The organism is Bradyrhizobium sp. F1.13.3 (genome assembly GCF_040548265.1).
Lineage (GTDB): Bacteria > Pseudomonadota > Alphaproteobacteria > Rhizobiales > Xanthobacteraceae > Bradyrhizobium.
This window is the reverse complement of the sequence record NZ_JBEPRI010000007.1, coordinates 53,223-77,295: the sequence shown is the minus strand read 5'-3', so window position 1 is coordinate 77,295 and position 24,073 is coordinate 53,223. Positions and strand designations below refer to the sequence as shown.

Annotated in this window: 22 protein-coding genes; 9 read left to right on the top strand and 13 right to left on the bottom strand. The window is 64.0% G+C overall.

Features of this window, described 5'->3' with window-relative positions:
- Positions 1-35 precede the first annotated feature (35 nt).
- Positions 36-1,280 carry a threonine ammonia-lyase gene (locus ABIB66_RS20050; protein ID WP_354210084.1) on the top strand — a complete coding sequence of 415 codons (1,245 nt, stop codon included), beginning with the start codon at positions 36-38 and terminating at the stop codon, positions 1,278-1,280.
- A gap of 17 nt (positions 1,281-1,297) precedes the next feature.
- Here the strand turns inward: ABIB66_RS20050 and ABIB66_RS20045 are convergent, their stop codons facing one another.
- The 5 genes from ABIB66_RS20045 to ABIB66_RS20025 all read right to left on the bottom strand — a co-directional run bounded on the left by ABIB66_RS20045 (position 1,298) and on the right by ABIB66_RS20025 (position 6,025).
- Positions 1,298-2,476 (bottom strand): aminotransferase class V-fold PLP-dependent enzyme, encoded by a 1,179-nt coding sequence (locus tag ABIB66_RS20045; RefSeq protein ID WP_354210083.1) that lies wholly within the window; start codon positions 2,474-2,476, stop codon positions 1,298-1,300.
- Between the two features lie 78 nt (positions 2,477-2,554).
- Entirely contained in the window at positions 2,555-3,133 is a 579-nt protein-coding gene (locus tag ABIB66_RS20040; protein WP_354255340.1) for a CAP domain-containing protein, read from the bottom strand.
- A gap of 83 nt (positions 3,134-3,216) precedes the next feature.
- Positions 3,217-4,311, bottom strand: a complete 1,095-nt coding sequence (locus ABIB66_RS20035; RefSeq protein WP_354210080.1) for a serine/threonine protein kinase — start codon at positions 4,309-4,311, stop codon at positions 3,217-3,219.
- Positions 4,312-4,318: 7 nt separating this feature from the next.
- Positions 4,319-5,746, bottom strand: coding sequence for a methylenetetrahydrofolate--tRNA-(uracil(54)-C(5))-methyltransferase (FADH(2)-oxidizing) TrmFO (gene trmFO / locus ABIB66_RS20030; protein WP_354210079.1), 1,428 nt, complete (start codon positions 5,744-5,746; stop codon positions 4,319-4,321).
- A gap of 126 nt (positions 5,747-5,872) precedes the next feature.
- On the bottom strand, positions 5,873-6,025 hold the full coding sequence (locus ABIB66_RS20025) for a DUF1127 domain-containing protein (protein WP_007590701.1): 153 nt from the start codon (positions 6,023-6,025) through the stop codon (positions 5,873-5,875).
- A gap of 626 nt (positions 6,026-6,651) precedes the next feature.
- On the opposite strand from ABIB66_RS20025, the gene ABIB66_RS20020 reads away from it, so the two are divergent.
- On the top strand, positions 6,652-6,978 hold the full coding sequence (locus tag ABIB66_RS20020; RefSeq protein ID WP_354059208.1) for a hypothetical protein: 327 nt from the start codon (positions 6,652-6,654) through the stop codon (positions 6,976-6,978).
- Positions 6,979-7,044: 66 nt separating this feature from the next.
- Here ABIB66_RS20020 and ABIB66_RS20015 read toward each other — a convergent pair whose 3' ends face one another.
- Complete coding sequence (locus ABIB66_RS20015; protein ID WP_354210078.1) at positions 7,045-7,869, bottom strand: lytic murein transglycosylase; 825 nt, start codon at positions 7,867-7,869, stop codon at positions 7,045-7,047.
- A gap of 130 nt (positions 7,870-7,999) precedes the next feature.
- Entirely contained in the window at positions 8,000-8,908 is a 909-nt protein-coding gene (locus tag ABIB66_RS20010; RefSeq protein WP_275171187.1) for a DUF2189 domain-containing protein, read from the bottom strand.
- 331 nt (positions 8,909-9,239) lie between these two features.
- Here ABIB66_RS20010 and ABIB66_RS20005 point away from each other — a divergent pair, with 331 nt between their 5' ends.
- Positions 9,240-9,623, top strand: a complete 384-nt coding sequence (locus ABIB66_RS20005; protein ID WP_275171186.1) for a DUF3597 domain-containing protein — start codon at positions 9,240-9,242, stop codon at positions 9,621-9,623.
- A 54-nt stretch (positions 9,624-9,677) separates the two neighbouring features.
- On the opposite strand, the gene ABIB66_RS20000 is transcribed toward ABIB66_RS20005, so the two are convergent.
- On the bottom strand, positions 9,678-9,953 hold the full coding sequence (locus ABIB66_RS20000) for a GNAT family N-acetyltransferase (protein WP_018458006.1): 276 nt from the start codon (positions 9,951-9,953) through the stop codon (positions 9,678-9,680).
- Positions 9,954-10,056: 103 nt separating this feature from the next.
- On the opposite strand from ABIB66_RS20000, the gene ABIB66_RS19995 reads away from it, so the two are divergent.
- Positions 10,057-10,983 carry a tetratricopeptide repeat protein gene (locus ABIB66_RS19995; protein ID WP_354210077.1) on the top strand — a complete coding sequence of 309 codons (927 nt, stop codon included), beginning with the start codon at positions 10,057-10,059 and terminating at the stop codon, positions 10,981-10,983.
- A gap of 63 nt (positions 10,984-11,046) precedes the next feature.
- Here ABIB66_RS19995 and ABIB66_RS19990 read toward each other — a convergent pair whose 3' ends face one another.
- Positions 11,047-11,403 carry a hypothetical protein gene (locus ABIB66_RS19990; RefSeq protein ID WP_354210076.1) on the bottom strand — a complete coding sequence of 119 codons (357 nt, stop codon included), beginning with the start codon at positions 11,401-11,403 and terminating at the stop codon, positions 11,047-11,049.
- 179 nt (positions 11,404-11,582) lie between these two features.
- Here ABIB66_RS19990 and ABIB66_RS19985 point away from each other — a divergent pair, with 179 nt between their 5' ends.
- On the top strand, positions 11,583-13,190 hold the full coding sequence (locus tag ABIB66_RS19985) for an acyl-CoA synthetase (protein WP_354210075.1): 1,608 nt from the start codon (positions 11,583-11,585) through the stop codon (positions 13,188-13,190).
- A 9-nt stretch (positions 13,191-13,199) separates the two neighbouring features.
- The gene (locus ABIB66_RS19980; protein WP_354210074.1) at positions 13,200-14,060 is read left to right on the top strand and encodes a PCC domain-containing protein; all 861 of its coding nucleotides are present in this window, start codon (positions 13,200-13,202) and stop codon (positions 14,058-14,060) included.
- 16 nt (positions 14,061-14,076) lie between these two features.
- Here the strand turns inward: ABIB66_RS19980 and ABIB66_RS19975 are convergent, their stop codons facing one another.
- Complete coding sequence (locus tag ABIB66_RS19975; protein WP_354210073.1) at positions 14,077-16,149, bottom strand: DUF1217 domain-containing protein; 2,073 nt, start codon at positions 16,147-16,149, stop codon at positions 14,077-14,079.
- 271 nt (positions 16,150-16,420) lie between these two features.
- On the opposite strand from ABIB66_RS19975, the gene ABIB66_RS19970 reads away from it, so the two are divergent.
- From ABIB66_RS19970 to ABIB66_RS19960, 3 genes are all read left to right on the top strand, one after another.
- Positions 16,421-17,188 carry an AAA family ATPase gene (locus tag ABIB66_RS19970; protein WP_354210072.1) on the top strand — a complete coding sequence of 256 codons (768 nt, stop codon included), beginning with the start codon at positions 16,421-16,423 and terminating at the stop codon, positions 17,186-17,188.
- 885 nt (positions 17,189-18,073) lie between these two features.
- Positions 18,074-18,631 carry an SRPBCC family protein gene (locus tag ABIB66_RS19965; protein WP_354210071.1) on the top strand — a complete coding sequence of 186 codons (558 nt, stop codon included), beginning with the start codon at positions 18,074-18,076 and terminating at the stop codon, positions 18,629-18,631.
- Positions 18,632-18,633: 2 nt separating this feature from the next.
- Positions 18,634-19,587, top strand: coding sequence for a YVTN family beta-propeller repeat protein (locus ABIB66_RS19960; RefSeq protein WP_354210070.1), 954 nt, complete (start codon positions 18,634-18,636; stop codon positions 19,585-19,587).
- Between the two features lie 72 nt (positions 19,588-19,659).
- Here ABIB66_RS19960 and ABIB66_RS19955 read toward each other — a convergent pair whose 3' ends face one another.
- From ABIB66_RS19955 to uvrA, 3 genes are read right to left on the bottom strand one after another with little or no spacing between them, the layout of a single operon-like run.
- Positions 19,660-20,292 carry an HAD-IA family hydrolase gene (locus ABIB66_RS19955; RefSeq protein WP_354210069.1) on the bottom strand — a complete coding sequence of 211 codons (633 nt, stop codon included), beginning with the start codon at positions 20,290-20,292 and terminating at the stop codon, positions 19,660-19,662.
- An 18-nt stretch (positions 20,293-20,310) separates the two neighbouring features.
- Entirely contained in the window at positions 20,311-20,874 is a 564-nt protein-coding gene (locus ABIB66_RS19950) for a DinB family protein (RefSeq protein WP_354210068.1), read from the bottom strand.
- 47 nt (positions 20,875-20,921) lie between these two features.
- Complete coding sequence (uvrA, locus tag ABIB66_RS19945) at positions 20,922-23,909, bottom strand: excinuclease ABC subunit UvrA (RefSeq protein ID WP_354210067.1); 2,988 nt, start codon at positions 23,907-23,909, stop codon at positions 20,922-20,924.
- Between the last annotated feature and the right edge of the window lie 164 nt (positions 23,910-24,073).

Sequence of the window (24,073 nt, the reverse complement as noted above, 5' to 3'; positions counted from 1 at the left end):
ATCGCCTCAAACTGCCAAATGCTCTATGCTGTCCCATGGCTGAGTTGTCCCAAAGCATCGCCACTGATCTCGGCGCCTTCCCGGTTTCGCTGAGCGACATTCATGCCGCCGCCGCGACCATCCGCGGCGCGGTGGTCGAGACGCCCTGTAGCTTCAGTCGCACGCTGAGCAGTATCTGCGGCTGCGACATCTGGCTGAAATTCGAGAACCTCCAGTTCACGTCCTCGTTCAAGGAGCGCGGCGCGCTCAACCGCCTCACGGCGCTGACGCCGGACGAGCGCGCGCGCGGCGTGGTCGCGATGTCGGCGGGCAACCACGCGCAGGGCGTCGCCTATCACGCCAAGCGGCTCGGCATTCCCGCAACCATCGTCATGCCGGTCGGCACACCCATGGTGAAGGTCGAAAACACCAGGCATCACGGTGCCGAGGTGGTGGTGACGGGCGCCACGCTGGAGGAGGCGGCCGCGTTTGCGCGCAGCCACGGCGACGCCCGCGGCATGATCTTCGTCCATCCCTATGACGATCCGCTCGTCATCGCGGGGCAGGGCACGGTCGGGTTGGAAATACTCAAGGCAGTGCCGGAGCTCGATACGCTGGTCGTCCCGATCGGCGGCGGTGGCCTGATCAGCGGGATCGCCATTGCCGCGAAATCGATCAAGCCGTCGCTGCGGATCCTCGGCGTCGAGGCCTGGCTCTACCCCTCGATGTACAACGCCATCCACGACGGCAATCTGCCGGCACGCGGCGACACGCTCGCCGAAGGCATCGCGGTGAAAACGCCCGGCAAGATCACGGCCGAAATCGTCCGCCGCCTCGTCGACGATATCGCACTGGTGAACGAAGCCGAGCTCGAGCGCGCGGTCGCTACTCTGATCTCGATCGAGAAGACGGTCGTCGAAGGCGCCGGCGCCGCCGGCCTCGCCGCGCTCATGTCCGACCCGTCCCGTTTCGCCGGCCAGAAGGTCGGGCTGGTGCTGAGCGGCGGCAATATTGACACACGTCTGATCGCATCGGTCCTGACCCGCGAGTTGGCGCGCGAGGGGCGGCTCACCCAATTGTCGCTCGACATCCCCGACAGGCCCGGCCAACTGGCTGCGGTCGCGGCACTGCTGGCCGAGGCCGGCGCCAACATCATCGAGGTCTCGCACCAGCGCACTTTCTCGGATCTTCCGGCCAAGGCGACGTTGCTGCAATTGGTGATCGAGACCCGCGACAGCGCCCATCTCGACGAGGTCATGGCGAAGCTTGGCGCATCCGGATTGAGTGCGCGCTGTACCTGAGCTCTGCGCGCCCGCCGCTATCGCGGCGTCAAACCTGCCAAATGGGCGATCAGTCGATCGATCTCGGCTTCCGTATTGTAGTAATGCGGGGAGGCGCGCACCACCGGTGGCAGCGAGCGAATTTCGGCATCGATGCGTGTGCTCGACGGATCTGAGACACCGATCGTGATGCCGGCCGCGGCCGCGTCGCTGACGACCGCTTCCGCCCCGTAGCCTTCCACCGTGAAGCTGACGATGGCTCCCGGAGCGCGTCCGAGGTCGCGAATTCTGATGCCGCGAATCGACGCAAGGCCACCCCGAAGGCGGTCCGCCAGAATGCGGCAACGCCGCTCGATCGGGCCGATCCCGATATCGAGGGCATAATCGAGAGCCGCGCCTAGCCCAAGCCGGGCTGCGTAGTTGTTCTCCCAGGTCTCGAAACGGCGCGCATCGTCACGCAGCCGATAAGCGTCCCGCGAGACCCAGGGTGCGGCGAAGTGATCGATCATTGGCGGTTCGAGCTGCTGCAGCATCGCCCGGCGGACGTAGAGAAAGCCGGTGCCGCGCGGGCCGCGGAGGAATTTGCGGCCGGTCGCCGACAGCATGTCACAGCCGATGGCCTCGACGTCGACCGCCATCTGTCCGACTGCCTGGCAGGCGTCGAGCAGATAAGGAATGCCGTGCGCCCGCGCGATCTTGCCGACGGCTGCAGCCGGATTGACCAGCCCGCCATTGGTCGGAACCCAGGTGATCGCAATCAGCTTCACGCGCTCGTCGATCATGCGTTCGAGCGCGGCGAGATCGAGCTCGCCGCTGGCATCGCTCGGCACGATGTCGATCGCGACGCCTGTGCGCTTGGCGACCTGAAGAAAGGCGACATAGTTGGCCGCGTACTCCGCCTCGGCGGTCAGGATTCGATCGCCCTCGCGAAACTGAAGCGCGTAGAAAGCCATCTGCCAGGCAACCGTCGCGTTCTCCATCAGCGCGATCTCATCAGGCGCGGCATTTAGCAGGCGGGCGACCGAGCCGTAAACGGATTCGAGTCGGCGCGACTCCCGATCGGCGGCGGCATAGCCTCCGATCTCGCACTCGAGGTCGATGTGTTCCTTCATCGCCGCAACCACCGGCACTGGCATCAGCGCCGCGCCCGCGTTATGAAGATAGGCGAGCCGAGAGGCAGCCGGCGTGTCGCGACGAATTCGGTCGATATCCATCATCCATGCCTCCGCGTCTCGCGATCCTCGTGCATGGATTAAACGGGTCGAGAGATGCGGGCAAGACGGCCGGGCTTGATCTCAGATGCAGAGGCCGAGCAGCTTGATGTGGCAGCCGCTGGATTTCGGCTTGCTCGCGGGCGCGGCCTCGCGCTTCACGGCTACCAGAGGCTCCCCGTCTTTCTTACCTTTGCCTTTGCCCTTCGGCTCGTAGTCGCCGGCGATCACCATCGCCCAATAGGTGCGCTTCCCGCTGGCGTTTTTCGCGCTCGCGATCCCGACGCGGGAAGCGTTGTGCAGCAGCAGATTCTTGCGGTGTCCCGACGAGTCGATCCACTGTCCGAGGGTCTTCTCGAAATTGTCGTAGCCGTAGGCGATGTTCTCGGCGGCGCGGCCTGCGCCGGCAGGTGCGACGCGGCGGTTGAACGGGCCGAGGGCGTCGTGACTGAGGTCGTCCTTCGTCGCCATCGCGCGCGCCTGGTCCATGGCGATGCGGTCGAGGGTCGAATCGCGGACGACGCGGACCTCACCATGCTTGAGGCGGAAGCTGGAGATCAGCTCGGCCGGAGCCTCGGCCATTGCGGGCGTGGTGGCGAGCAGCAGAAGGCCGGCGATCAGGCCGCCAACCACACGATGCATCATCGTCCCCCGAGTGCTCATGACCCCGCCAAGTCCCTCCGCCAAGCTCGAATATCGGATCGCTTCTCTATCGCCAATGTGGACGCTTCAAGGCGTGATCCACGCTAGCCCGCCGGCAGGTCGGCTTCGAAATTGAAGCGGTCGCGCAGGTTCTTGCGCTGCTCCAGGATGTCCTTGAGGAAAGCACGGTCCTGGTCGTTCTTCATCATGGGCTCGATCAGATCGAGCTGGTTCATGGCGACCAGTTGCAGGATCTCCGTGCGCGGCTTGCCGTCCGGGTTACGCGGCAGTGCGTGCACGACCTGGATGTGTTCCGGGGGCTTCGGCCCCTTTGCGGCGGTGAGCTCGTTCCGCAATTGGCCTTCGAGCGCGGCCTGATCGGCTTCGACGAAGGCATAGAGGCCGACGCCGGAGCGGCGGTCGGCAAAGGCGACGATGGCGGTGTCGCGCACGGCGGGGTTCTTGCGGATCAGTTCCGCCAGCACCGGCGCGTCGTTGACGAGGCGGCGGCCGCCGCCTTCACGGTCGGTGAAGTTGAACAGGCCGCGGGTGATTGCCCGATAGACCTTCTTTCCGGTGGCGAGCCAGAGGCTGGCGGCGAACGACTTCTTCGCCAGGATCTTGCGCTCGCGCGGCGTTAGCGCCTCGGGTGCGTAGGAGCGCTTGTGCTTGAGCAGATGCCGGAGATCTTCATAGGCGAGGATGCGATAAAGCCGGCCGCGACGGTCGAAGCAGGCCGCGAGCTGAAAATCCGTCACATAGGCGCGACCGTCGCGGCCGACCAGCCAGTTCTGTTCCTTGGCAAGATCGTTGTGGCAGATGCCGGCGCGGCGCAGCCGTCGCAGCGCGGCCTTCGCCGAGCGAAAATAGGCGAGGTCGCCATGCGGTTTCGCCAGATGCAGTGCGACACCATCGACGAAGCTGCGCACCAGCGCGCGGCGTCCGGCCCACAGCAGCTCCGGGCCGACATCGAGTCCCTTGGCGAGTGCCAGCGCATGCTTCTCGCGGGCGAACAGATGGCGCGCCAAAAGGAATGACCACCACGGCACCTCGTCGAGGCGGCGCAGCACCGCGTCGACCTCGCCGTCATCGTCGCGGAATCGGCCACGCTCGACGGTCGAGAACACGTCGCGCTTGAGCAGCACGCCCTCGGTCCAGCGCGCCGAGAGTGTTGCGGCGTCGTCTTTGGGAAGGTTCATCGAAAACTCACGCCGCGGCGGCAATGCGCAGGTGATCGGCGATCCAGCGATCGAGATCGGCGAGCGCCAGCGCGCTCATCGCCTGCTTTTTGGCCACCGTCTTCTCGTTCCCGCGCAGCCGGCTTCCGTCGGGCTTCTTCGTCGGTGCGCTGGCGAGCGGCGGGAACAGGCCGAAATTGATGTTCATCGGCTGGAACGAGCGCGTGCCGGGCTCGATGGTCTCGATATGGCCGCCGGTGATGTGGCCAAGCAGGGATCCGAGCGCAGTCGTAGCAGGCGGACTCGCAAGCGTCTCGCCGCGCACCTCCGCTGCCGCATAGAGACCGGCAATCAGGCCGACGCTGGCGGATTCCACATAGCCCTCGCAGCCCGTCATCTGGCCGGCAAAGCGCAGCCGCGGCTGCGCCCGCAGGCGCAACTGGCCGTCGAGCAGCTTTGGCGAGTTGAGAAAGGTGTTGCGATGCAGGCCGCCGAGGCGAGCAAATTCCGCCTTCTCCAGCCCCGGGATGGTGCGGAAGATGCGTTGCTGCTCGCCGTATTTCAGTTTCGTCTGGAAGCCGACGATGTTGTAGAGCGTGCCGAGCTTGTTGTCCTGGCGCAGCTGCACGATCGCGTAGGCCTTTGTGGTGGGGTCGTGCGGATTGGTGAGGCCGACCGGCTTCATCGGCCCGTGGCGAAGAGTCTCGGGGCCGCGTTCCGCCATGACCTCGATCGGCAGGCAGCCGTCGAAATAGGGCGTGTTGGTCTCCCATTCCTTGAACTCGGTCTTCTCGCCGGCGACCAGCGCTGCGACGAAGCCGTCATACTGCTCCTTTGTCATCGGGCAGTTGATGTAGTCGGCGCCGGTGCCGCCGGGGCCGACCTTGTCGTAGCGCGACTGGAACCAGGCCACCGACATGTCGATGGATTCGCGGTGCACGATAGGCGCGATCGCGTCGAAGAAGGCGAGGGCGTTCTCGTCGGTCAACTCTCTGATCGCGTCGGCCAGCGGCGCCGAAGTGAGGGGGCCGGTCGCAACGATGACGTTGCTCCACTCGGCCGGCGGCAGGCCTGCGACCTCGCCGCGGGCGATCTCGATCAGGGGATGATCGTTCAGCGCCTTGGTGACGGCCGCTGAGAAGCCGTCGCGGTCCACCGCCAGCGCGCCGCCGGCGGGCACCTGGTTGGCGTCGGCTGCGCGCATGATCAGCGAATCGAGGCGGCGCATCTCTGCGTGCAGCAGGCCGACGGCGTTGTTGGCGGCATCGTCCGAGCGGAACGAATTGGAGCAGACAAGCTCGGCAAGCCCATCGGTGCGGTGTGCCTCGGTCATGCGGGTCGGCCGCATCTCGTGCAGCACCACGGGCACGCCCGATTTGGCCACCTGCCAGACGGCTTCGGAGCCGGCAAGGCCTGCGCCGATCACGTGCACGGTATCTGATTGGAGTCCTGTCATGGGGCGGACAGGTAGCGCTTTTCGGCGATCAGTGAAATCGCCGAGATCGAGTTTTCTGCCTCCGGATGCGACAACGCCCGCACGAGGCGGGCGCTATCGGTTCGTCCGGTTTGGGGCTGAACGATATCAGCCCTGATACTGACCGGCGGCAACGCGCGGGATGTCCGAGCGATCGAGGCCGATGTCGGCCAGCTCGCGATCGCTGAGCTGGGACAGCTCGGCAACATTGCGCTGATAGTCCCGGAAAGCCTGGATCATGCGGATGAGCGAGAGCAGCATTGGTAGTCTCCTGTAGTTCGATTCAGCTCTTGCCCGAGCCTCATCGTTGAAATGAATATAGGTGAGAGTGGTGCAGTGCGAAAGTTCCGATGTTGCGATGCAGCTAAGCGCTCAATGCATGGCACTAGTAACGGACGATTAACCCGGAAGCACTCCCGCCCAAAGGGTAGGCGGAACAGGGGACATCGCGCTAAAAATGCCCGTTAATTCACGGATTTGTCTTGGCTCAGCCGGTTCCATTCAGAGGCAAATAGGCTGCTTTCCGGTCGTCGCAAGCTGATTGACTAGCTCCTATACCCAAGTCTCGCATGCGCGAATCGCATGATGGACAGAGTGAAAAAAGTGAATTTGTGTTCATCTCGCTAGCCTGTGCGGTACCTTTCCACTGCGGCCAGCGATTCACCTGGATCGACGTGACAAACGGCGGCCAGACAGGGACGAATTCATTCCGCTTGGTCAGCGCCAACCGCCGCCCGGGCGCGGTGCACACACGCCGAACGTGTGGCGTGGATTACAAACGTGTAATGAAAATCAGAAATTTTGCATGTGGCTCTGCGTGGCGCGCAACATCACGCAATACTCGCGGGGAATTCATTGCGTCAAGTTGCCGCGCCCGGAGGAAGGTGATGTCGCAGAATCCGGCAATGTCGCTGGCTCTGGCCCAAGAACAAGAGAAGGAAGGTAACGTCATGACGAAGTTACTCGGGGTTATCGCAATTGCCGCTGTCGCGTTCGCCGTCGCGCCGGCCCAAGCCGCCAAGCACGCCGCCGGCGGCTGCAGCTCGGCCAATCTGGAGAAGACCGAGACCGCGATCGAGAACATGGCCGATGGTGACGGCAAGTTCGTCGCGCAAAAGGAGATCGCAGCCGCGCAGGACTCGCTGCTCAACGGCAAAATGGGGGCGTGCGGCGCGCATCTGAACAAGGCGATGCACGCCACCATGGGCAAATAGGGGTAAAAACGCACAGAGAGGGCCGGTCGCCAGGCGATTGGCCTTCCGCGTTTTGACGAGGGGCTGCTAAGGGGCGCGCGCGAGCTGGGTGGCGAAATACGCGATGGTCTTCGAGTAGACCTCGCTTTTGTTCCACTGCTGCAGCACCGCGAAGTTTGGACTGCCCGGCTGCCAATCCTTACCCTTCTGCCAGCCATAACCGGCAAGATAGTTCGCGGTGGAGGCGAGCACGTCAGGGGCGTTGTGCAGGAGATCGCGCTTGCCATTGCCGTCGAAATCGACGGCGTATTTCATCCATGACGACGGCATGAACTGGGTCTGTCCGAGCTCGCCGGCCCAGGCGCCCTTCATGTCGGCCGGTGCGAGGTCGCCGCGCTGGACGATGCGGAGCGCATCCAACAGCTCGGCGCGAAATTGCTCGGAGCGCCGACAGTCATAGGCCAGCGTCGCCAGCGAGCGGATGGTCGCGAACTTACCGGTATTGACGCCGAAATCGGTCTCGAGACCCCAGATCGCGACCAGCACCTCGCCAGGCACGCCGTAGGTCTGCTCGATGCGCGACAGCACCGAGCCGTATTGCTTCATCATGTTGGAGCCGCGCGTCAGGCGCGGCGGCACCATGCGGCCGGAAAACTCCTCGAAGCTCTGGGTGAAGACCTTCTGCGAGCGGTCGCGGTTGAGCACGCTTTGATCGAGCGTTACACCGGCGAGCCCGGCGGAAATGGCCTGTTGCGAGACGCCTTTGGCCGCGGCGTCGGTTTTGAAATCTGCAAGCCACGCGTCGAAATTGCCTGAACCGCAGGCAACAGCGGCAAGCGCTGGCTGAGCGGATAAGATGGACGCGGTGATGGCTAAGGCTGCGAGGGCGAGACGAGAAATCGTCGGGGTCATTCGAGCAAATAAATTCCGTGAAGTGATCTGAACGGCGGGCGCAATCTCGGTGGAAACCGCGGCCAAAGCAAGGCGCATGGCGGTGCGCGATCCTGCCCGCACCGGGGCAGGATCGCACGTCACGATATCGTCAGGCGTCGGTCCGATTGCGCCAGGGGAAGAGGTTGGCGGGGAAATCGGCAGCCGGCTTGCGTGGACGATGCGGTGGAGGCGGCACCGGGCGCGCGCCCGGATCGGCCGCGATCACCTTGCGGTAGAGATGCCAGGTGGCATGGCCGAGCACGGGGACCACCACGGCAAGGCCGAGGAAGGCGGGAATCGTGCCCAGCGCCAGCAGGACGGCCACGATCAGGCCCCAGGCCGCCATCGGCACCGGGTTCTTCGCGACGACGCGCAGCGACGTCACCATTGCCTCGAACGCGCCGGCATGGCGGTCGAGCATCAGCGGGAACGACACGGCGCTGATGCAGAGCGCGGCAAGCGCGAACAGGAAGCCGGTGCCGCAGCCGACCACGATCAGCCACCAGCCTTGCCGGCTCGTGAGAACGCGCGTCAGAAAATCCGAGATCCCGGACGCGCCTTCATAGCCGAAAGCGGCGACGTAGATCGCCTGCGCGGTCGCAACCCAGGTCACAAACAGGGCCAGCAGCAGCGCGCCGAGGCCGAGCATAGCGCCGAAGGAGGGCGAACGCAGCACCTCCATGGCATCCCAGGCGCTGGCTTCTTCATAGCGCTCGCGCCGGCTGGAGAGCTCGTAGAGACCGAGAGCGGCGAACGGGCCGATCAGCGCGAAGCCCGCGGCCAGCGGAAACAACAACGGCAGCACTGAATAGCCCATCACCACGCGGGCGAGCACAAGGCCCAGCACAGGATAGATCACGCAGAGGATGATGGCGTGGCTCGGCACCGCCTTGAAATCTTCCCAGCCGCGCTTGAGCGCATCGTTCAGATCGGAGAGTTGGATGGTTCGGATCACCGGTCCAGCCGCTTCGGCGGTCTGGGCCATGGTGGGGACATTGCCCTGGTAGAGTGTGGCCATGGTCGCTAGCTCCCTTGCCATGCGGCCGCATCTGGCGCCAGCAAACGGCGCGAGCGGCCGCTGTTCTGAGTTTCGCGATCTCAACCAGACGCGATTCTGGATGGCATCGCGAACTGAACGTGAAGCGTACGCCCATTTGCGAGTCCTGTCCCTCACGCTTGGGTGAGATTCGATGCCGCAGCGCAACCTCGACGATGTCATTCGGTCGTCATTTCGCCGCAGATAAGCTGATGCTGCGTGTTGGCTCGCGGAACTTCGCGGGCGCAATGACGCAACTTGGTCTATAAGGGCCACTCAAGGCCCTTCCACGGGTCCTTTTCGGGGAGCAGACATGAGCATTTTCGGGAAAATTATGGGCGCGATCTTCGGTAGCCATCCAGCTTCCGCGGCGCCCGCAGGCAGCGCACCATCGGGCAGCGCGCCCGCGGGGGCAGCGCCGAGCGGATCGGCGCCAGCGGTGGACGTTGCCTCGATCGTCGACGCGGCGGTCGCCGCGCACAAGGGCGAAAAGCTGGAATGGCGTACCTCGATCGTCGACCTCATGAAGGCGCTCGACATCGATTCCAGCCTCGCTGCGCGTAAGGACCTCGCCAAGGAGCTCGGCTACAGCGGCGACACCAACGATTCCGCGAGCATGAACGTCTGGCTGCACAAGCAGGTGATGTCGAAGCTCGCCGCGAACGGCGGCAAGCTGCCGCCGGAGATCAAGCACTGACCGAGATCGCCGGTCGTAACCCAAGGGCCCGCGATCGCGCGGGCCCTTTTGCATTCAGGCGACGAGATCCGCATCTTCCGGATGCCTGTCGAGATAGTCGACGACAAAGCCGCAACCGGCGATCACCTTCCTGCCGTCGCGGCGGATCAATTCCAGCGCGCCCTTGACCAGCTCGGAGCCGATGCCGCGGCCGCGCAGCGCGCGCGGCGTCTCGGTGTGGGTGATGATCACCGCCGACGGCGTCAGCCGGTAATTGGCGAAGGCGATTTCACTGCCGACATCGAGCTCGAAGCGGCTTCTGTCCTTGTTGTCCCGTACCGATGGCGCCATGCAAAATCCTCCCGACATGCTGCTTGCCTCTGATTTAGGCGCCTGAACCGGCCCTTGCCAAGGTGCGACCAAGAGAGGTTGCCGCAGGGGAGATATCCGGAAAATGCGTGTCCCGCTCAGCCTCCTGGCGCTGCTCGCCGCGCTGATCTCGCCGGCGCCGGCTGCGGCAGGCGGTCCGGCCTGGGAGGCTTGCGTCGGATTGACCAGCACGCCGGACGAGCGGATCAAGGCTTGCTCGACCGTGATCGAAACGAACAGCGAGAGCGGACCTCGGCTCGCCGGCGCTTATTGCAATCGCGGTCATGGCCTCACCGAGAAGCGCGAGCTCGAGGCGGCGTTGTCCGATCTCGACGAGGCGGTCAGGCTCGACCCCGGTTATGCCTGCGCCTACAGCAATCGCGGCCGTGTCTACGGTTTCAAGCGCGACTATGATCGCGCCATTGCCGATTACGACCTGGCCATCAAGCTCGATCCCTCGCTGGCGCTGGCCTACGGCAATCGCGGCGAGTCGCGTTTCAACAAGGGCGATCTCGACGGTGCGTTCGCCGACTTTGATGCCGCGATCAAGCGCGATCCCAAATACGCCATGGCCTACGCCAATCGTGCGTTGGTGTATTACCGCAGGCACGACATGGCGCACGCCATCGCCGACTACACGACGCGGATCAAGCTCGCGCCCGATGTGCTCGCCTATATCGACCGCGGCAACGTCTATCGCGACAGCGAGCAGCTCGATCGCGCCGCCGCCGATTATGGTGCGGCGATCCGTGTTGCGCCGACCGACGCGCGGGGCTGGCGCAATCGCGGCATGATCCGGCTCTATCAGGGCGACAGCAAGGGCGGCGTTTCCGATTACGACAAGGCGCTGCAATACGATCCCTCCGACGTGTTCTCGTGGAACAACCGCGGACAGGCTAAGCTGCGGCTCGGCGACAAACAGGGCGCGATTGCCGATTTCAGGAAGGCGCTGGAATTGAAACCGGGCCTGCAGACCGCACAGGAGTCATTGCGGAAGCTCGGGGCGTTGTAGCTCTCGGTCGCTGCTCGCGACGACGGGGCTGGACTTTCTCCGGGTCCTGATAGTCCGGATGCTTCAATCGGTCGCCTTGGCGAGCCTGGAATCCTCGGGCTGCGGCTGCGGGCGCAGGCATCCCTGACAGATGACGAGGGAACGGTTGACCCTGGCGTCCTGTTCAGCCTCGATGCCGTCCTGCGCCTGCCACCATTCCTTTGAATAGGGCTGAAGCCCGGCTTGCGATCTGTTGCGCTCGGATCGGGCGGTCCGTGCTGGTTCCGAGGCAGCGCGCGGGTGATTGGGATTCTCGCCGGCGCCGTCCCAGGCATAGCGAGTAGACTTGAAGGCGGGATCGGAGGCGAAGTGCGCTTGTGGGCCCACGGCACACCCGGCAAGCGCCAGCGATAGCAGGAGGAGGGCGGGCGCTTTGACCATGATGCGGCACTCTTTACGCGAGAACTGACGAAGGTTGCGCCGATCATGTTTAAAATTTCCTGAACGGTTGGATGGGCTGCACTGCGCCCGGCAGCCTTGCAGGGGTACTGGCGATGGCGATAAATGGGCTGCAATGAGCGGGCGGTTCGTGTGCCGTCCGCCGCCGAAGAGGAAACCCGATGCAGCCCCTGCGCATGTCCCGCCGCGTCATGAATCTCGCTCACATGCTGACCCAGAATGCGCGGCGGCATGGAGCGCGTCCCGGTTTCGTCTGGGGCGACAGATCCTGGACCTGGCGCGAGATCGACGCGCAGGTCTCGGCGCTGGCCGCAGCGCTCGCGGCCCGCGGCATCGCCAAGGGCGACCGCATCCTCGTCCATTCCAAGAACGGCGACGAGATGTTCTTCTCGATGTTCGCCGCGTTTCGGCTCGGCGCCGTCTGGGTGCCGACCAATTTCCGCCTGATGCCGGACGAGGTCGCCTATCTCGCGGAGGCTTCCGGCGCGAAGGCGTTTCTGTGCCACGTCGATTTTCCCGAGCACGCGGCGGCGGTGAAGGATGGAGAGCTGGAATTCACCTGGAGCATCGACGGTCGGGCGCCATTTGCCGAGACGTCGATTGCGGATGCCGTCGCTTTGCGCGCAGGCACGGTGGTCGAGAACGTCGCGGTCGAGCACGACGATCCCTGCTGGTTCTTCTTCACATCGGGAACCACCGGCCGCTCCAAGGCTGCGGTGCTCACCCACGGTCAGATGGGTTTTGTCGTCACCAACCATCTCGCCGATCTCACCCCCGGCGTCACCGAAGCGGATGCCTCGCTGGTGGTGGCGCCGCTGTCGCATGGCGCCGGCGTGCATCAGCTGGTGCAGACCGCGCGCGGCGTGTGCACCGTGCTGTTGCCGACGGAGAAATTCGACATCGACGAGGCGTTCCGCCTGATCGAGGCGCATCGGGTCAGCAATCTCTTCGTGGTGCCGACCATTCTGAAGATGATGGTCGAGCATCCCGCCGCCGACAAATACGATCATTCCTCGCTGCGCCAGGTGATCTATGCGGGTGCGCCGATGTATCGCGAGGACCAGAAGGCTGCGCTGAAGAAGCTCGGCAAGGTCATCGTGCAGTATTTCGGCCTCGGCGAGGTGACCGGCAACATCACGGTGCTGCCGGCGGCGCTGCATGATCCCGAGGACGGGCCGCACGCGAAGATCGGCACCTGTGGCTTCGAGCGTACCGGCATGCAGGTTTCGATCCAGGACGACGAGGGCCGCGAACTCGGCGCCAACCAGAGCGGCGAGATCTGCGTAATCGGCCCCGCGGTGCTTGCCGGCTACTACGACAATCCCGATGCCAACGCGAAGGCGTTCCGCAACGGCTGGTTCCGCACCGGCGATCTCGGCCACATGGACGAGGAGGGGTTCGTCTACATCACCGGACGAGCCTCCGACATGTACATCTCCGGCGGCTCCAACATCTATCCGCGCGAAATCGAGGAGAAAATCCTGACCCATCCTTGCGTCGGCGAGGTCGCGGTGCTCGGCGTGCCCGATGCGACCTGGGGCGAGGTCGGCGTTGCCGTCTGCGTCGCCCGCGAAGGCGCGAAGCCGGTGAGCGAAGCGGAGATGGCGGCGTTCCTGTCGCCCAAAGTGCCGCGCTACAAGATGCCGAAGCGGTTCTTCTTCTGGGAGGCCTTGCCGAAATCCGGCTACGGCAAGATTCCCAAACGGATGGTTCGCGACGAGCTCGAGGCACGCGGGCTGCTCGATCTCGATAAGACACGAGTGGGCTGAGCGAAGGTCATGCGCAGCATCAAGCAGCCCGGCGCGCCGGTCGCCGAACGCATCCAATGGGTGGAGGCGAGGGGACGCGCTTTCTCCTTCACGCTTCAAGCAGGACTGCCGCTGCTGGAGGGGGCGCGCCGCGGTTTTGCCGCGGAGGGATTTGCCGGCGGTGTGCTCTGCTTCGGGCGCGGCGCGCTCAGGCCGTTCGGCTATGTCATGCCGGCGCTGTCGAAGACCAGCGAGAACGCCGCGTTCTACAGCGACACATTCCGGCCAAGCGGCGTGACGCGCACCAGGCTCGGCAGCATGACGCTGGGCATGCGCGACGGCGCGCCGTTCTTTCATTGCCATGGGCTGTGGACGGAGGCCGATGGCCGCGCCAGTGGCGGCCACATGCTGCCGGACGAGACCGATGTCGCCGAGCCGTTCGAGGTCGAGGCCTTCGGCATCGATGGTGCGATGTTTAGCGCCGAGTTCGATCCCGAGACCAACTTCAAGCTGTTCGGGCCAGTGGCGGCTGCGCGCACCGGCGCGCGCACGACCAGCCGCGCTTTCGCGCTGCGGCTGCGCCCCAATCAGGATTTTGCCGGCTGTCTCGAAGACTTCTGCCGCGCGCAGGGTATCGCGAGCGGGAAGATTCATGGCGGTGTTGGTTCGACCATCGGCGCCCGATTTACTCATGGCGGTGTGACCGAGCCCTTCGCGACCGAGCTTGCAGTAACCGCCGGCACGATTGCGGCCGGTCCCTCCGGCGCCCTCGAAGCCGCACTCGACGTCGCGCTGATCGACTACACCGGCGGCATGGCGGAGGGACGTCTGATCCGTGGCGACAATCCCGTGCTGATGACCATGGAGCTGGTGCTCGAGGTGTTGGGCTAGCCCCGAAGAGCGATCATCAGTGGGTGCGTAGCTTGGCAATGGCCAAGTATGTGGAGTCACTGATCCCCGAACCGGATCCCTGGAACAGGTTGAGCAGGGGGGATTGACCCTGCCCGGTGCTCTGGCTGTTTCTGATGTCATACATGGCGGAGAAACGGTTCAGCAGCTTTGTAACCTTCGCGGGATCGGACAGGTCCTTGATCTTCATGAATCTGTCCACGAACTTGGCCTGCTGATCGATCGGCATCGCCGCCATCGAGTCAGGCAGATCGAAGGTGGTCCTGAACACCTCCGAAAGCGCCTTGTCGGCAAGGATGTCGTACGCGGACGTGATGTCCCCCGCCTTCCGCTGGAAATAGATCGCCAGGCGCACGCCGGGATTCGCATCCCCTTGCTGCTGCTCCAGGCTTTGCTCGACATAATTCGCCTGTGTTTCCCGAAACTGATCCCGCTTCTGCGGCCCCATCATCGGAAGGCGCGCGACGTTGCCCTTGCTGTCGAAATTGAACGACGCGACGATTTCGGCAAAGCGAGGATCGTTCTCGGTGTTCGCGAAGCTCTTTGGATTGTTCAGGTCGGAGCTGAAGATCTTCTTGAGAAATTCCGTGCTGACCTTCCTGGGGTCCAAGCCCTTTGCCAGGAGGATGAAATCAACCATCGGCCTGTTTGCGAGAAGATCGGAAACACTGTCGATCCCGGTGATGGCTTGCTGATATTCCGACGCATCCTTCGTGGCCTGTGCCCGAACTGCCGCCTGCTGCTGGGGAGTTGCCGTGCTTGCGCTCTTCACCGCTGCAACGACATAGTCCTTCGCGATCTGGAGGACTTCAGCCGAGTCCTGAGCCACCAAGGGGGTCGTAAGATTGCCCTTTGCGTCGAAGTTGAAGGCGCGTGCCAGCTCCAGATATCGATTGTCCTTGAGGGTATAGACGTAGCTGTTGGGGTCGTTGAGATCGCTTTCGAGCACGGCCGTCACAGTCGCCGGCGAGACGTTTGCGGGATCGAGGCCGACGGCTCCCAGCGCAAAATCATACACGCCTGGTGTCGATACGAACGCCTGGACTGAATTGATCTTGAGGATGGCTGTTCTGAATTGCCTGATCGCAAAAGCTTCGTTCAACGGGCTCGCCGCCGAATAGACGTCGGACTTGCTGTCGTCGAACCTCTGTTTCGTGATCGTGACGTTTGCAGCACTCTGCGCGGATACGCCTGACGGAAGCGACCCGTCGGAGGAAAACTCGAACGCGCCGGCGAGGTCCACAAACCCGCCGATCGTCCCTATCTGGTCGCTGAGGCTGGAAATGCTGTTCGCATATGACTCCAGGTGATACTTTTCGACCAGGATCTGGACGTTCAACTGGGTCACGTTCGCGCCCGGTTGCGAGAGTTGGGCGGTGTAGTCGGCGATCCTTGAATTGGCTGCGGTGACATCCGATCGGGCCTGAGCAAGGTCGGCGTTGAGGCCACTCAGCTGAGAGGCGAAAGTGGTGTTGACGTAGCTGTTGGGATCGGATGGATCGCTGCGCAAGACCTGACTTATCGTGTCACGCGACCACTTGCCTTGATCGATCCCGTACGCCGAATAGACATAGTTGCGAAGACGGTCGTTGTTCAGGAGCTGGTCTGCACTGCTGATGTTGCCGATTTCGGCGCTGTAGTAATTCGAGTCGCCGGTAAGTGCATCGACCTGGCTCTTCCTGGTCGCCGTATACAGACCGATCATCTCATCCGTCTGGTTCTCCGATTGCGCAACCGGCGTGGCGCTGCCATTGAAGGAAAATGCCGCGGCGAACTCGCGGTAACGCTTGTCGACCAGCTTGTTGACAAAGCTGTTTGCGTCGGAGAGGTCGCTCTCCAGCACCTTTTTCATGAAGGCCTTGGCGTAGGCCATGTCTTCCAGGCCATATGCCTTCGTTGCATAGTGATAAAGGCGATAGTCTTTCATGAAGTCGTCGACGGACTTCACCTTGCCGATGTGGGCTTTGTAGTAGGCGGCCTCTCGCGCCACGTCCTGTTGCTGTTCGACCCGCGTCAGGGACTGCTTGAGATTGCGCGCGATGTAGCTGTAACTGAAATACGTTGATACCATCGCGCACTCCTCGCGGCTCTTACAGTCCCGGACGTCCGTCAATCATTGCGGGGTCGCGAGGTGGGGGCTGGCCTCATGCCAGGAAACTGTCTCAGCTGCGTATCCCAAGGATGAATTCGGCCCACAATCTGAGGTTATAATTTGCGTCCAAGTGGCGCATATCGGGTTTGTGCCGTTTGTTTCCATCTGTTTCTCAGATGCAGCTTTCGCGAGGGTTTCGTTCCTGATATGTTCAGGTTAAGAGATCGGTGGGAAGGGTTGAGGGCCGGGCATGAGCCGAAGACGTGGTCGAACGATCAACCTGCCGGCGCCTTATCTGAAGCGGATCTGGCTCGACCCGTTGCAGGTCCACGATCGCGAAGTCTATCCGTTTTGCCTACCCATCTTTCCGGACGATTTCGAGCTCAACTTCGACGCCGGCATCACGATCGTCGTCGGCGAGAACGGCACCGGGAAGTCGACGATCCTCGAGGGGATTGCCGCGCTCGCCGGCTACGACGATGCGGGTGGCGGGAAGGGTTATATGCCCGTCGATCACTCCGAAGCGAGGGAGACGATGGGCGGCCAACTCTCCAGGGCGCTGCGCGCAAGCTGGCTGCCGAAGATTACCAATGGCTGGTTTTTTCGCGCCGAGAGCTTTTTCTCGGTGGCGCGATATCTCGACAAGGCCGCACGTGATGCCGGGCAGGTCGGCCCCGATTTCCTGTCGCATTCCCACGGCGAAGGATTCCTGCGCTTCTTCGAGGAGCGCTGCCAGCGCCAGGGCATTTTCATCTTCGACGAGCCTGAATCGGCGTTGTCGCCTGCGCGCCAGATCGAATTTCTGAAGCTGCTGAGATGCATGGAGGAGTCCCGCATCTGCCAGGTCATCATGGCAACCCATTCGCCGATGCTGATGGCCTATCCCAACGCACAGCTGCTCCGGCTCGGGAAATACGGCCTGGAGCCGACGACGGTGGAGCAGACCGATCATTACCGGGTGATGCGGGAGTTCTATGACGACCCGCGCGGGTTCGTGGAGGCGACGCTGGGGGAGTGAGCGAGGGACGCGACAGCCACTCACTGTCTCGGTCGTCATTGCGAGGAGCGCTTGCGACGAAGCAATCCAGAGTCTCTCCGCGGAGGTACTCTGGATTGCTTCGCTGTGCTCGCAATGACGGCGCGAGAAGCGTTCGTTGTTCTCCACCAACTCGCTTCTGAATCGTAAACACATCTTCGCCTCCTCGCGGCACATCGCGCCCGAGCTTTGCCAGTACGGTCGCCCCCAAAATGCCGAGGGCGCAGGGAAGGCCGGGTGCCGGCTGGCACCCACGGTCCACTGTGCGAAGGTTGCGCTACAAGAGGCTGCACAGCGGCATACAGGTGAAGCCCAACACACGGCCTTCCCTGCGCAGTGGTTTGACGGCTTATGTCGCGCTCTCCCCGGGGAGCGATGCACTATTGCCCCCGCCGCCTTGCGGATGGCTGATGCGCGCGCCCGGTCGGGCCGCCACATCACCGCAAGACTTGGCGCACAGACCCCGGGCGCTAGGACCACACGATTTTGCCGTACGCAGGCTGCACCGGTCGTGTGCGCGACGCCATCGCTCACGGTTTCCCGCCCTGCAAAGCCCTTCGCGCCGACGCCGCCTGCGTCCACCACGTCCCATCCCGCGTTCGTGACGATCGCGATCCGCCCCTCGGCCGGGTTGGGATGGTCGTCTATACGATAAACCGAAATACGGATAAAGAGAAATATTTTTGCGAGCCGTGATTGACCCTCTGCTTGGGTGTTTTGCCCGCCGGGCGGCAAGGGGTTGTGGGGCGCCCGGACGCCCGCCGCAACGCGGCCACGAACGGGTCTCCCCTCGGCCGCAAAATGCGCTACCATGATCCCAGCGCGCTTCAAGTCGCGCATGATCAATGAGACGCATGAGGAAACGAGATGAGGGTGACGATTGGACGGCGCACGGTCCTGGCCGCGGTGCTCACTGCCGCGGGCGCGGTGGCTTTGACATCGGCCTGGGCCCACGGGCCGACCCGGCAGAAGGTGCGCGAATCCATCGAGATCAACGCTGCCCCGGCCAAGGTGTGGGCCGCAATCGGCAATTTCCAGGACATGAGCTGGCTGCCGCCTGTTACCAAGACCGAGGGCGAGAAGGGCAACGAGATCGGCGCGACGCGGAAGCTGACGCTGACGGGAGGCGCGACCGTCGACGAGGAGCTCTACAAGTTCGACGCCGCCGCGATGAGCTATTCCTACCGGATCACCAATGTGGACGTGAAGGTGCTGCCGGTGACCAATTATTCCTCGACGCTGACGGTGACGCCGAGTGCCGACGGCAAGGGCTCGACGCTGGAATGGGCCGGCGCGTTCTACCGCGGCTTTCCCAACAACGACCCGCCGCCGGAGCTGAGTGACGAAGCCGCGGTCAAGGCAGTGAAGGGGCTGTATCAGGCCGGCCTCGAGGCACTGAAGAAGAAGATCGAGAGCGGAAGCTGACGGTGCGGGCGCTGGTCCTGGCGGCGGCCGCCGCCAGCCTTTGCCTTGCCGGCATTGCCCATGTGTCCGCCGAAGAGGCTTTCGTCACCAACCAGCTCAGCGACGATCTGATGGTCGTGGACCTCGCCACGGCGCGCAGCGTCGCGACGATCCCGATCGGCGGCAAACCCGCCGGCGTCGCCGTCAGCGCGGACGGGCGCTTTGCCTATGTCACGAGCCCGGATGCCAAGGCCGTGACGGTGGTGGACGCGGCAACGCGGCAGCTTGTGGGGCGGATCGAGGTCGGCGGCGGACCGCTTGGCATTGCCGTCGCGCCGGACGGCCGCACCGTCTACGTCGCGGACTGGTACGCGGCGGCCGTGCGGGTGATCGACGCGGCGAGCCGCAGCGTCACAGCCAGCATCGCGGTCGGCGCCTCGCCGTCGGGGCTCGCAGTGACGCCGGATGGCAAGCTGCTGCTCTCGGCCGATCGCGACGATGATAGCGTCTCGGTGGCGGACACCGCGACGCGCCAGCGCAGGGCGACCATCAAGGTTGGAACGCGTCCGTTCGGCGTCACCGTCGATGCCGAGGGCAAACGCGCCTACACCGCCAATGTCGGCTCCAACGATGTCTCGGTGATCGACATCGGCGCCGGGTCCGAGACCGGCCGCGTACCGGTCGGCATGCGTCCCTATGCCGTGGCGCTGGCGCAGGGCCGCGGCTTCGTCACGGACCAGTATGGCGGCACTGTCAGCGTGTTCGACCTGGCGACGCTGAAGCCGATCAAGCGGATCAATGTCGGCGACTACCCCGAAGGCATCGCCGCGACCGCGGACGGCAAACGCGTCATCGTCGCCTGCTGGGAGAGCAATACACTCAGCATCATCGACGCGGCCGAGATGAAAGTGATCGGCGAAGTCAAGACCGGCGACGGCCCGCGCGCGTTCGGGGCGTTCTTGCGCAGGACGGAGTAGGGGCGTGTAGCCCGCATGGAGCGAAGCGGAATGCGGGGACACTTTCCCGGATTGCGCGTTGCTCCATCCGGGCTACGACGCCGGGCGCACTGTGCGCGCAATCTCATCCATCTGCTCAAACATATGATCCGGCGCCAGCGCCCGCAGCGCCGCCGGCGCCGTATAACCCCAGGCCACCGCACCGCAGGCGATCCCCACGGCCCGCGCCGCCTCGATGTCGCGCACCTCGTCGCCGATCGCGATGACCTTGCCCGGCTCCACGCCGGCACGCCGCATGACCCGTCGGAATTTCGACGGTTTGCCGAACAGCGAGGCCGCGCAGTCGAAATGCGCGAACAGCGCCGCGCAATCGCCGAGCTTCTCGCGCGCATTGGCTTCGCTGTCCGAGGTCACCAGCGCGAGCTGCACGCCGTTCTCCGTCAGCGTCCGCAGCATCGCCTCGACGCCCGCAAACAGCGAAATCTCCGCCGCAGCCTCAGCCTTCAGCCGCCGCGCATGCCGGGCGATCGCCGGCAGCTTCCACAAGGGCACCTCAAGCCACCTGAGGATCTCGCGCGACGAAGCATGCCGCAGCCCCTCGACATCCTCATCCGCGACGCGGCGGAAGCCGAATCGATCGGCGACGTCGTTGATGGTGCGCAGGAACCACGGAAAGCTGTCGGCCAGCGTGCCGTCGAGGTCGAAGATGGCGAGGGAGTAGGGCATGGAGGCGAGGCTACACCGCTAGGCTTTCCACACGGTTGCTTCGGTCCATCCCAGTTGGTCGAATTCGGAAGCCCTGAGCGGCGCCTCTCCTTCGGCGAAGAACTCGTCCAGCTGAGGCGGGCCAACGTGCGTTTCGGACAGCATGGCATGCGCCTGTCCGCGATGGTGAATTTGATGCTGGAACAGATGCATGAGCAGCCGGTCGCGACGTTCGATCTGCACGCGGGTGTCGCGATTGATCCGCACGAGACCGTCGAGAAGCTCGGGCGTCAGCGCATCGCAGACAGCAATCAAGCGCTTGTCGATCGCGGATTGCGCGGGCTTCAGCGCGGCAAGTGAAAGGTGCGGCACCTGGTTCTTCCAAGCCGCCGGTCCCAGCCATCCGCCCTCCAGCGCATCGACATAGAAGAGGTCAATGACATGGATGTGGTTGAGCGTGCGCTGCAAGCTTGGAAAGAAGCCGGTTCGTGCGGCTTCGAAGTCAGCCTGAGACAGCGCGGCGCAAGCAGTGAGCAGCCGATGGTTCGCCCAAGCATTATTGTGGGCGAACGCACGATAGGTTTGCACAAGTCCGGCAGGCAAACTCAGTCTCCCTCAGACAATGTGTCGGCATGCTCCCGCTGCGTAACCTACTCCGCCGCCTCGCTCGCCGCACGCCTTCGCTTCGGCTTCCGCGCCTTTGCCAGCACCGGGGCCAGGAACTTGCCCGTGTAGCTCCGGGGCGCTTTCGCGATGTCTTCCGGGGGGCCCCAGGCGACGATCTCGCCGCCGCCGTCGCCGCCTTCGGGGCCGAGGTCGATGACCCAGTCGGCGGTCTTGATGACTTCGAGATTGTGCTCGATGACGACGACCGTGTTGCCCTGCGCGACCAGCTCGTGCAGCACTTCCAGGAGCTTTTTGACGTCGTGGAAATGCAGGCCGGTGGTCGGCTCGTCCAGGATGTAGAGGGTGCGGCCGGTGGCGCGCTTGGACAGCTCTTTTGCCAGTTTGACGCGCTGGGCTTCGCCGCCGGACAGCGTCGTGGCCTGCTGGCCGACATGGATGTAGTCGAGGCCGACGCGATGCAGCGTCTGGAACGTCTCGCGCACGCGTGGGACCGCCTTGAAGAACTCGGCGGCTTCCTCGACGGTCATGTCGAGTACGTCGGCGATGCTCTTGCCCTTGAACAGGACTTCCAAGGTCTCGCGGTTGTAGCGCTTGCCCTTGCAGACGTCGCAGGTGACGTAGACGTCGGGCAGAAAGTGCATCTCGATCTTGATGACGCCGTCGCCCTGGCAGGCTTCGCAGCGGCCGCCCTTGACGTTGAAGGAGAAGCGGCCGGGCTCGTAGCCGCGCGCCTTCGACTCGGGGAGGCCGGCGAACCATTCGCGGATCGGCGTGAAGGCGCCGGTATAGGTCGCGGGGTTGGAACGTGGCGTGCGGCCGATCGGCGACTGGTCGATGTCGATGATCTTGTCGATGTGCTCGAGGCCCTCGATGCGGTCGTGTGGAGCCGCGCCCTCGCTGGCGTTGTTCAGCTTGCGCGCGATCGCCTTGTACAGCGTATCGATCAGCAGCGTCGACTTGCCGCCGCCGGAGACGCCCGTGACGCAGGTGAACAGGCCGAGCGGAATTTCGGCAGTGACGTTCTTGAGGTTATTGCCGCGCGCGTTGACCACCTTGATGGTGCGGCGATGGTTCGGCGGGCGCCGCTCCGGCACCTCGACCTCGAGCTCGCCGGTGAGATATTTGCCGGTCAGCGAGTTGGGGTTGCGCATGATCTCGGCGGGCGTGCCTTCGGCGATGATGTTGCCGCCATGCATGCCGGCGCCGGGGCCGATGTCGAGCACGTGGTCGGCGAGCAGGATTGCGTCCTCGTCGTGCTCGACCACGATCACGGTGTTGCCGAGGTCACGAAGTCTCTTGAGGGTGTCGAGCAGGCGCGCGTTGTCGCGCTGGTGCAAGCCGATCGAGGGCTCGTCCAACACATAGAGCACGCCTGTCAGGCCCGAGCCGATCTGCGAGGCCAGGCGGATGCGCTGGCTTTCGCCGCCGGAGAGCGTGCCGGAGGAGCGGGAGAGCGTGAGATAGTTGAGGCCGACGTCGAGCAGGAAGGTGAGGCGCTCGCGGATCTCCTTGAGGATGCGGCCGGCGATCTCGTTCTGCTGGGTGTTCAGCGCCTCCGGCACGGTCTCGAACCACGCGCCGGCGCCCTTCACCGACATCTCCGAGATATCGCCGATGTGCTTGCCGCCGATCTTGACGCAGAGCGCCTCGGGCTTGAGCCGAAAGCCGTGGCACGCCTCGCAGGGCACGTCGTGGAAGTACTTCGCGAGCTCCTCGCGCGCCCACTCGCTTTCGGTCTCGCGATAGCGGCGGTTGATGTTGGTGATGACGCCTTCGAACGGCTTTTTGGTGTCGTAGGAGCGGACGCCGTCCTCGTAGGAGAACTTGATCTCGTCCTCGCCGGACCCATGCAGGATCGCGTTCTGCGTCTTCTTGGGCAGATCCTTCCATTTGGTGGTCAGCGTGAACTTGTAGTGCTTGCCGAGCGCAGTCAGCGTCTGGATGTAATAGGGCGACGAGGATTTAGCCCAGGGCGCGATCGCGCCCTTGCCGATGGCGAGCTCCTTGTCGGGGATGACGAGGTCTTCGTCGACATGCTGCTCGACGCCGAGGCCGCCGCACGCGGGGCAGGCGCCATAGGGATTGTTGAACGAGAACAGTCGCGGCTCGATCTCGGGGATGGTGAAGCCGGACACCGGGCATGCGAACTTTTCCGAGAACAGCATGCGCTCGGGTCCGCTCTTGTCGTGGATCTTTGCGGTCTTCTTTTTCTCTTTCTCTTCCGCGGGTGCTGCCGCAGCCGGCGCGTCCGCGAATTCGATGACGGCAAGACCCTCGGCGAGCTTCAGCGCGGTCTCGAAACTTTCGGCGAGGCGCTGGCCGATGTCGGCGCGCACCACGATGCGATCGACCACGACGTCGATGTCGTGCGGGAATTTCTTGTCGAGAACAGGGGCTTCCGCGAGCTCGTGGAAGGCGCCGTCGATCTTGACGCGCTGAAAGCCCTTCTTGAGCCATTCGGCGAGTTCTTTGCGGTACTCGCCCTTGCGGCCGCGCACGACGGGCGCGAGCAGATAGAGCCGCGAGCCCTCGGGCAGCGCCAGCACGCGATCGACCATCTGCGAGACGGTCTGGCTCTCGATCGGCAGGCCGGTGGCGGGCGAATAGGGCACGCCAACGCGTGCCCACAGCAGGCGCATATAGTCGTAGATTTCGGTGACGGTGCCGACGGTGGAGCGCGGGTTCTTGGACGTCGTCTTCTGCTCGATCGAGATCGCCGGCGACAGGCCGTCGATCTGGTCGACATCAGGCTTCTGCATCATCTCCAGGAACTGGCGGGCATAGGCCGACAGCGATTCGACGTAGCGGCGTTGGCCCTCGGCGTAGATGGTGTCGAACGCGAGCGAGGACTTGCCGGAGCCCGACAGCCCCGTGAACACCACCAGCTTGTCGCGGGGAATCTCGACGTCGACGTTCTTGAGGTTGTGCTCGCGCGCGCCACGGATCGTAATTGCGCGCAGGTTTGATCCCGCGTTCTGTTGTTGGCGCTTCGCCTTGATCACTTCATCCATCCTGGTGGTCCTCAGGGAATCCAAAAGCGCGCGATCGCGCCAACGCAATAGGCGCGCTTCGCCCGGAACCGGGATCGGCGCCGATGGGTATGTAAGCGAACGTAGGAAGAACGAGGACGGATTTCCAGTGGGACTTGCGAATCGTCAACCGATTGTTGGCGCGC

Bases quoted from the DNA above. Each gene is read 5' to 3' on its own strand.
- ABIB66_RS20050 (WP_354210084.1), top strand. From the start codon at position 36: ATGGCTGAGTTGTCCCAAAGCATCGCCACTGATCTCGGCGCCTTCCCG.
- ABIB66_RS20045 (WP_354210083.1), bottom strand. From the start codon at position 2,476: ATGATGGATATCGACCGAATTCGTCGCGACACGCCGGCTGCCTCTCGG.
- ABIB66_RS20040 (WP_354255340.1), bottom strand. From the start codon at position 3,133: ATGAGCACTCGGGGGACGATGATGCATCGTGTGGTTGGCGGCCTGATC.
- ABIB66_RS20035 (WP_354210080.1), bottom strand. From the start codon at position 4,311: ATGAACCTTCCCAAAGACGACGCCGCAACACTCTCGGCGCGCTGGACC.
- trmFO (WP_354210079.1), bottom strand. From the start codon at position 5,746: ATGACAGGACTCCAATCAGATACCGTGCACGTGATCGGCGCAGGCCTT.
- ABIB66_RS20025 (WP_007590701.1), bottom strand. From the start codon at position 6,025: ATGCTGCTCTCGCTCATCCGCATGATCCAGGCTTTCCGGGACTATCAG.
- ABIB66_RS20020 (WP_354059208.1), top strand. From the start codon at position 6,652: ATGTCGCAGAATCCGGCAATGTCGCTGGCTCTGGCCCAAGAACAAGAG.
- ABIB66_RS20015 (WP_354210078.1), bottom strand. From the start codon at position 7,869: ATGACCCCGACGATTTCTCGTCTCGCCCTCGCAGCCTTAGCCATCACC.
- ABIB66_RS20010 (WP_275171187.1), bottom strand. From the start codon at position 8,908: ATGGCCACACTCTACCAGGGCAATGTCCCCACCATGGCCCAGACCGCC.
- ABIB66_RS20005 (WP_275171186.1), top strand. From the start codon at position 9,240: ATGAGCATTTTCGGGAAAATTATGGGCGCGATCTTCGGTAGCCATCCA.
- ABIB66_RS20000 (WP_018458006.1), bottom strand. From the start codon at position 9,953: ATGGCGCCATCGGTACGGGACAACAAGGACAGAAGCCGCTTCGAGCTC.
- ABIB66_RS19995 (WP_354210077.1), top strand. From the start codon at position 10,057: ATGCGTGTCCCGCTCAGCCTCCTGGCGCTGCTCGCCGCGCTGATCTCG.
- ABIB66_RS19990 (WP_354210076.1), bottom strand. From the start codon at position 11,403: ATGGTCAAAGCGCCCGCCCTCCTCCTGCTATCGCTGGCGCTTGCCGGG.
- ABIB66_RS19985 (WP_354210075.1), top strand. From the start codon at position 11,583: ATGCAGCCCCTGCGCATGTCCCGCCGCGTCATGAATCTCGCTCACATG.
- ABIB66_RS19980 (WP_354210074.1), top strand. From the start codon at position 13,200: ATGCGCAGCATCAAGCAGCCCGGCGCGCCGGTCGCCGAACGCATCCAA.
- ABIB66_RS19975 (WP_354210073.1), bottom strand. From the start codon at position 16,149: ATGGTATCAACGTATTTCAGTTACAGCTACATCGCGCGCAATCTCAAG.
- ABIB66_RS19970 (WP_354210072.1), top strand. From the start codon at position 16,421: ATGAGCCGAAGACGTGGTCGAACGATCAACCTGCCGGCGCCTTATCTG.
- ABIB66_RS19965 (WP_354210071.1), top strand. From the start codon at position 18,074: ATGAGGGTGACGATTGGACGGCGCACGGTCCTGGCCGCGGTGCTCACT.
- ABIB66_RS19955 (WP_354210069.1), bottom strand. From the start codon at position 20,292: ATGCCCTACTCCCTCGCCATCTTCGACCTCGACGGCACGCTGGCCGAC.
- uvrA (WP_354210067.1), bottom strand. From the start codon at position 23,909: ATGGATGAAGTGATCAAGGCGAAGCGCCAACAACAGAACGCGGGATCA.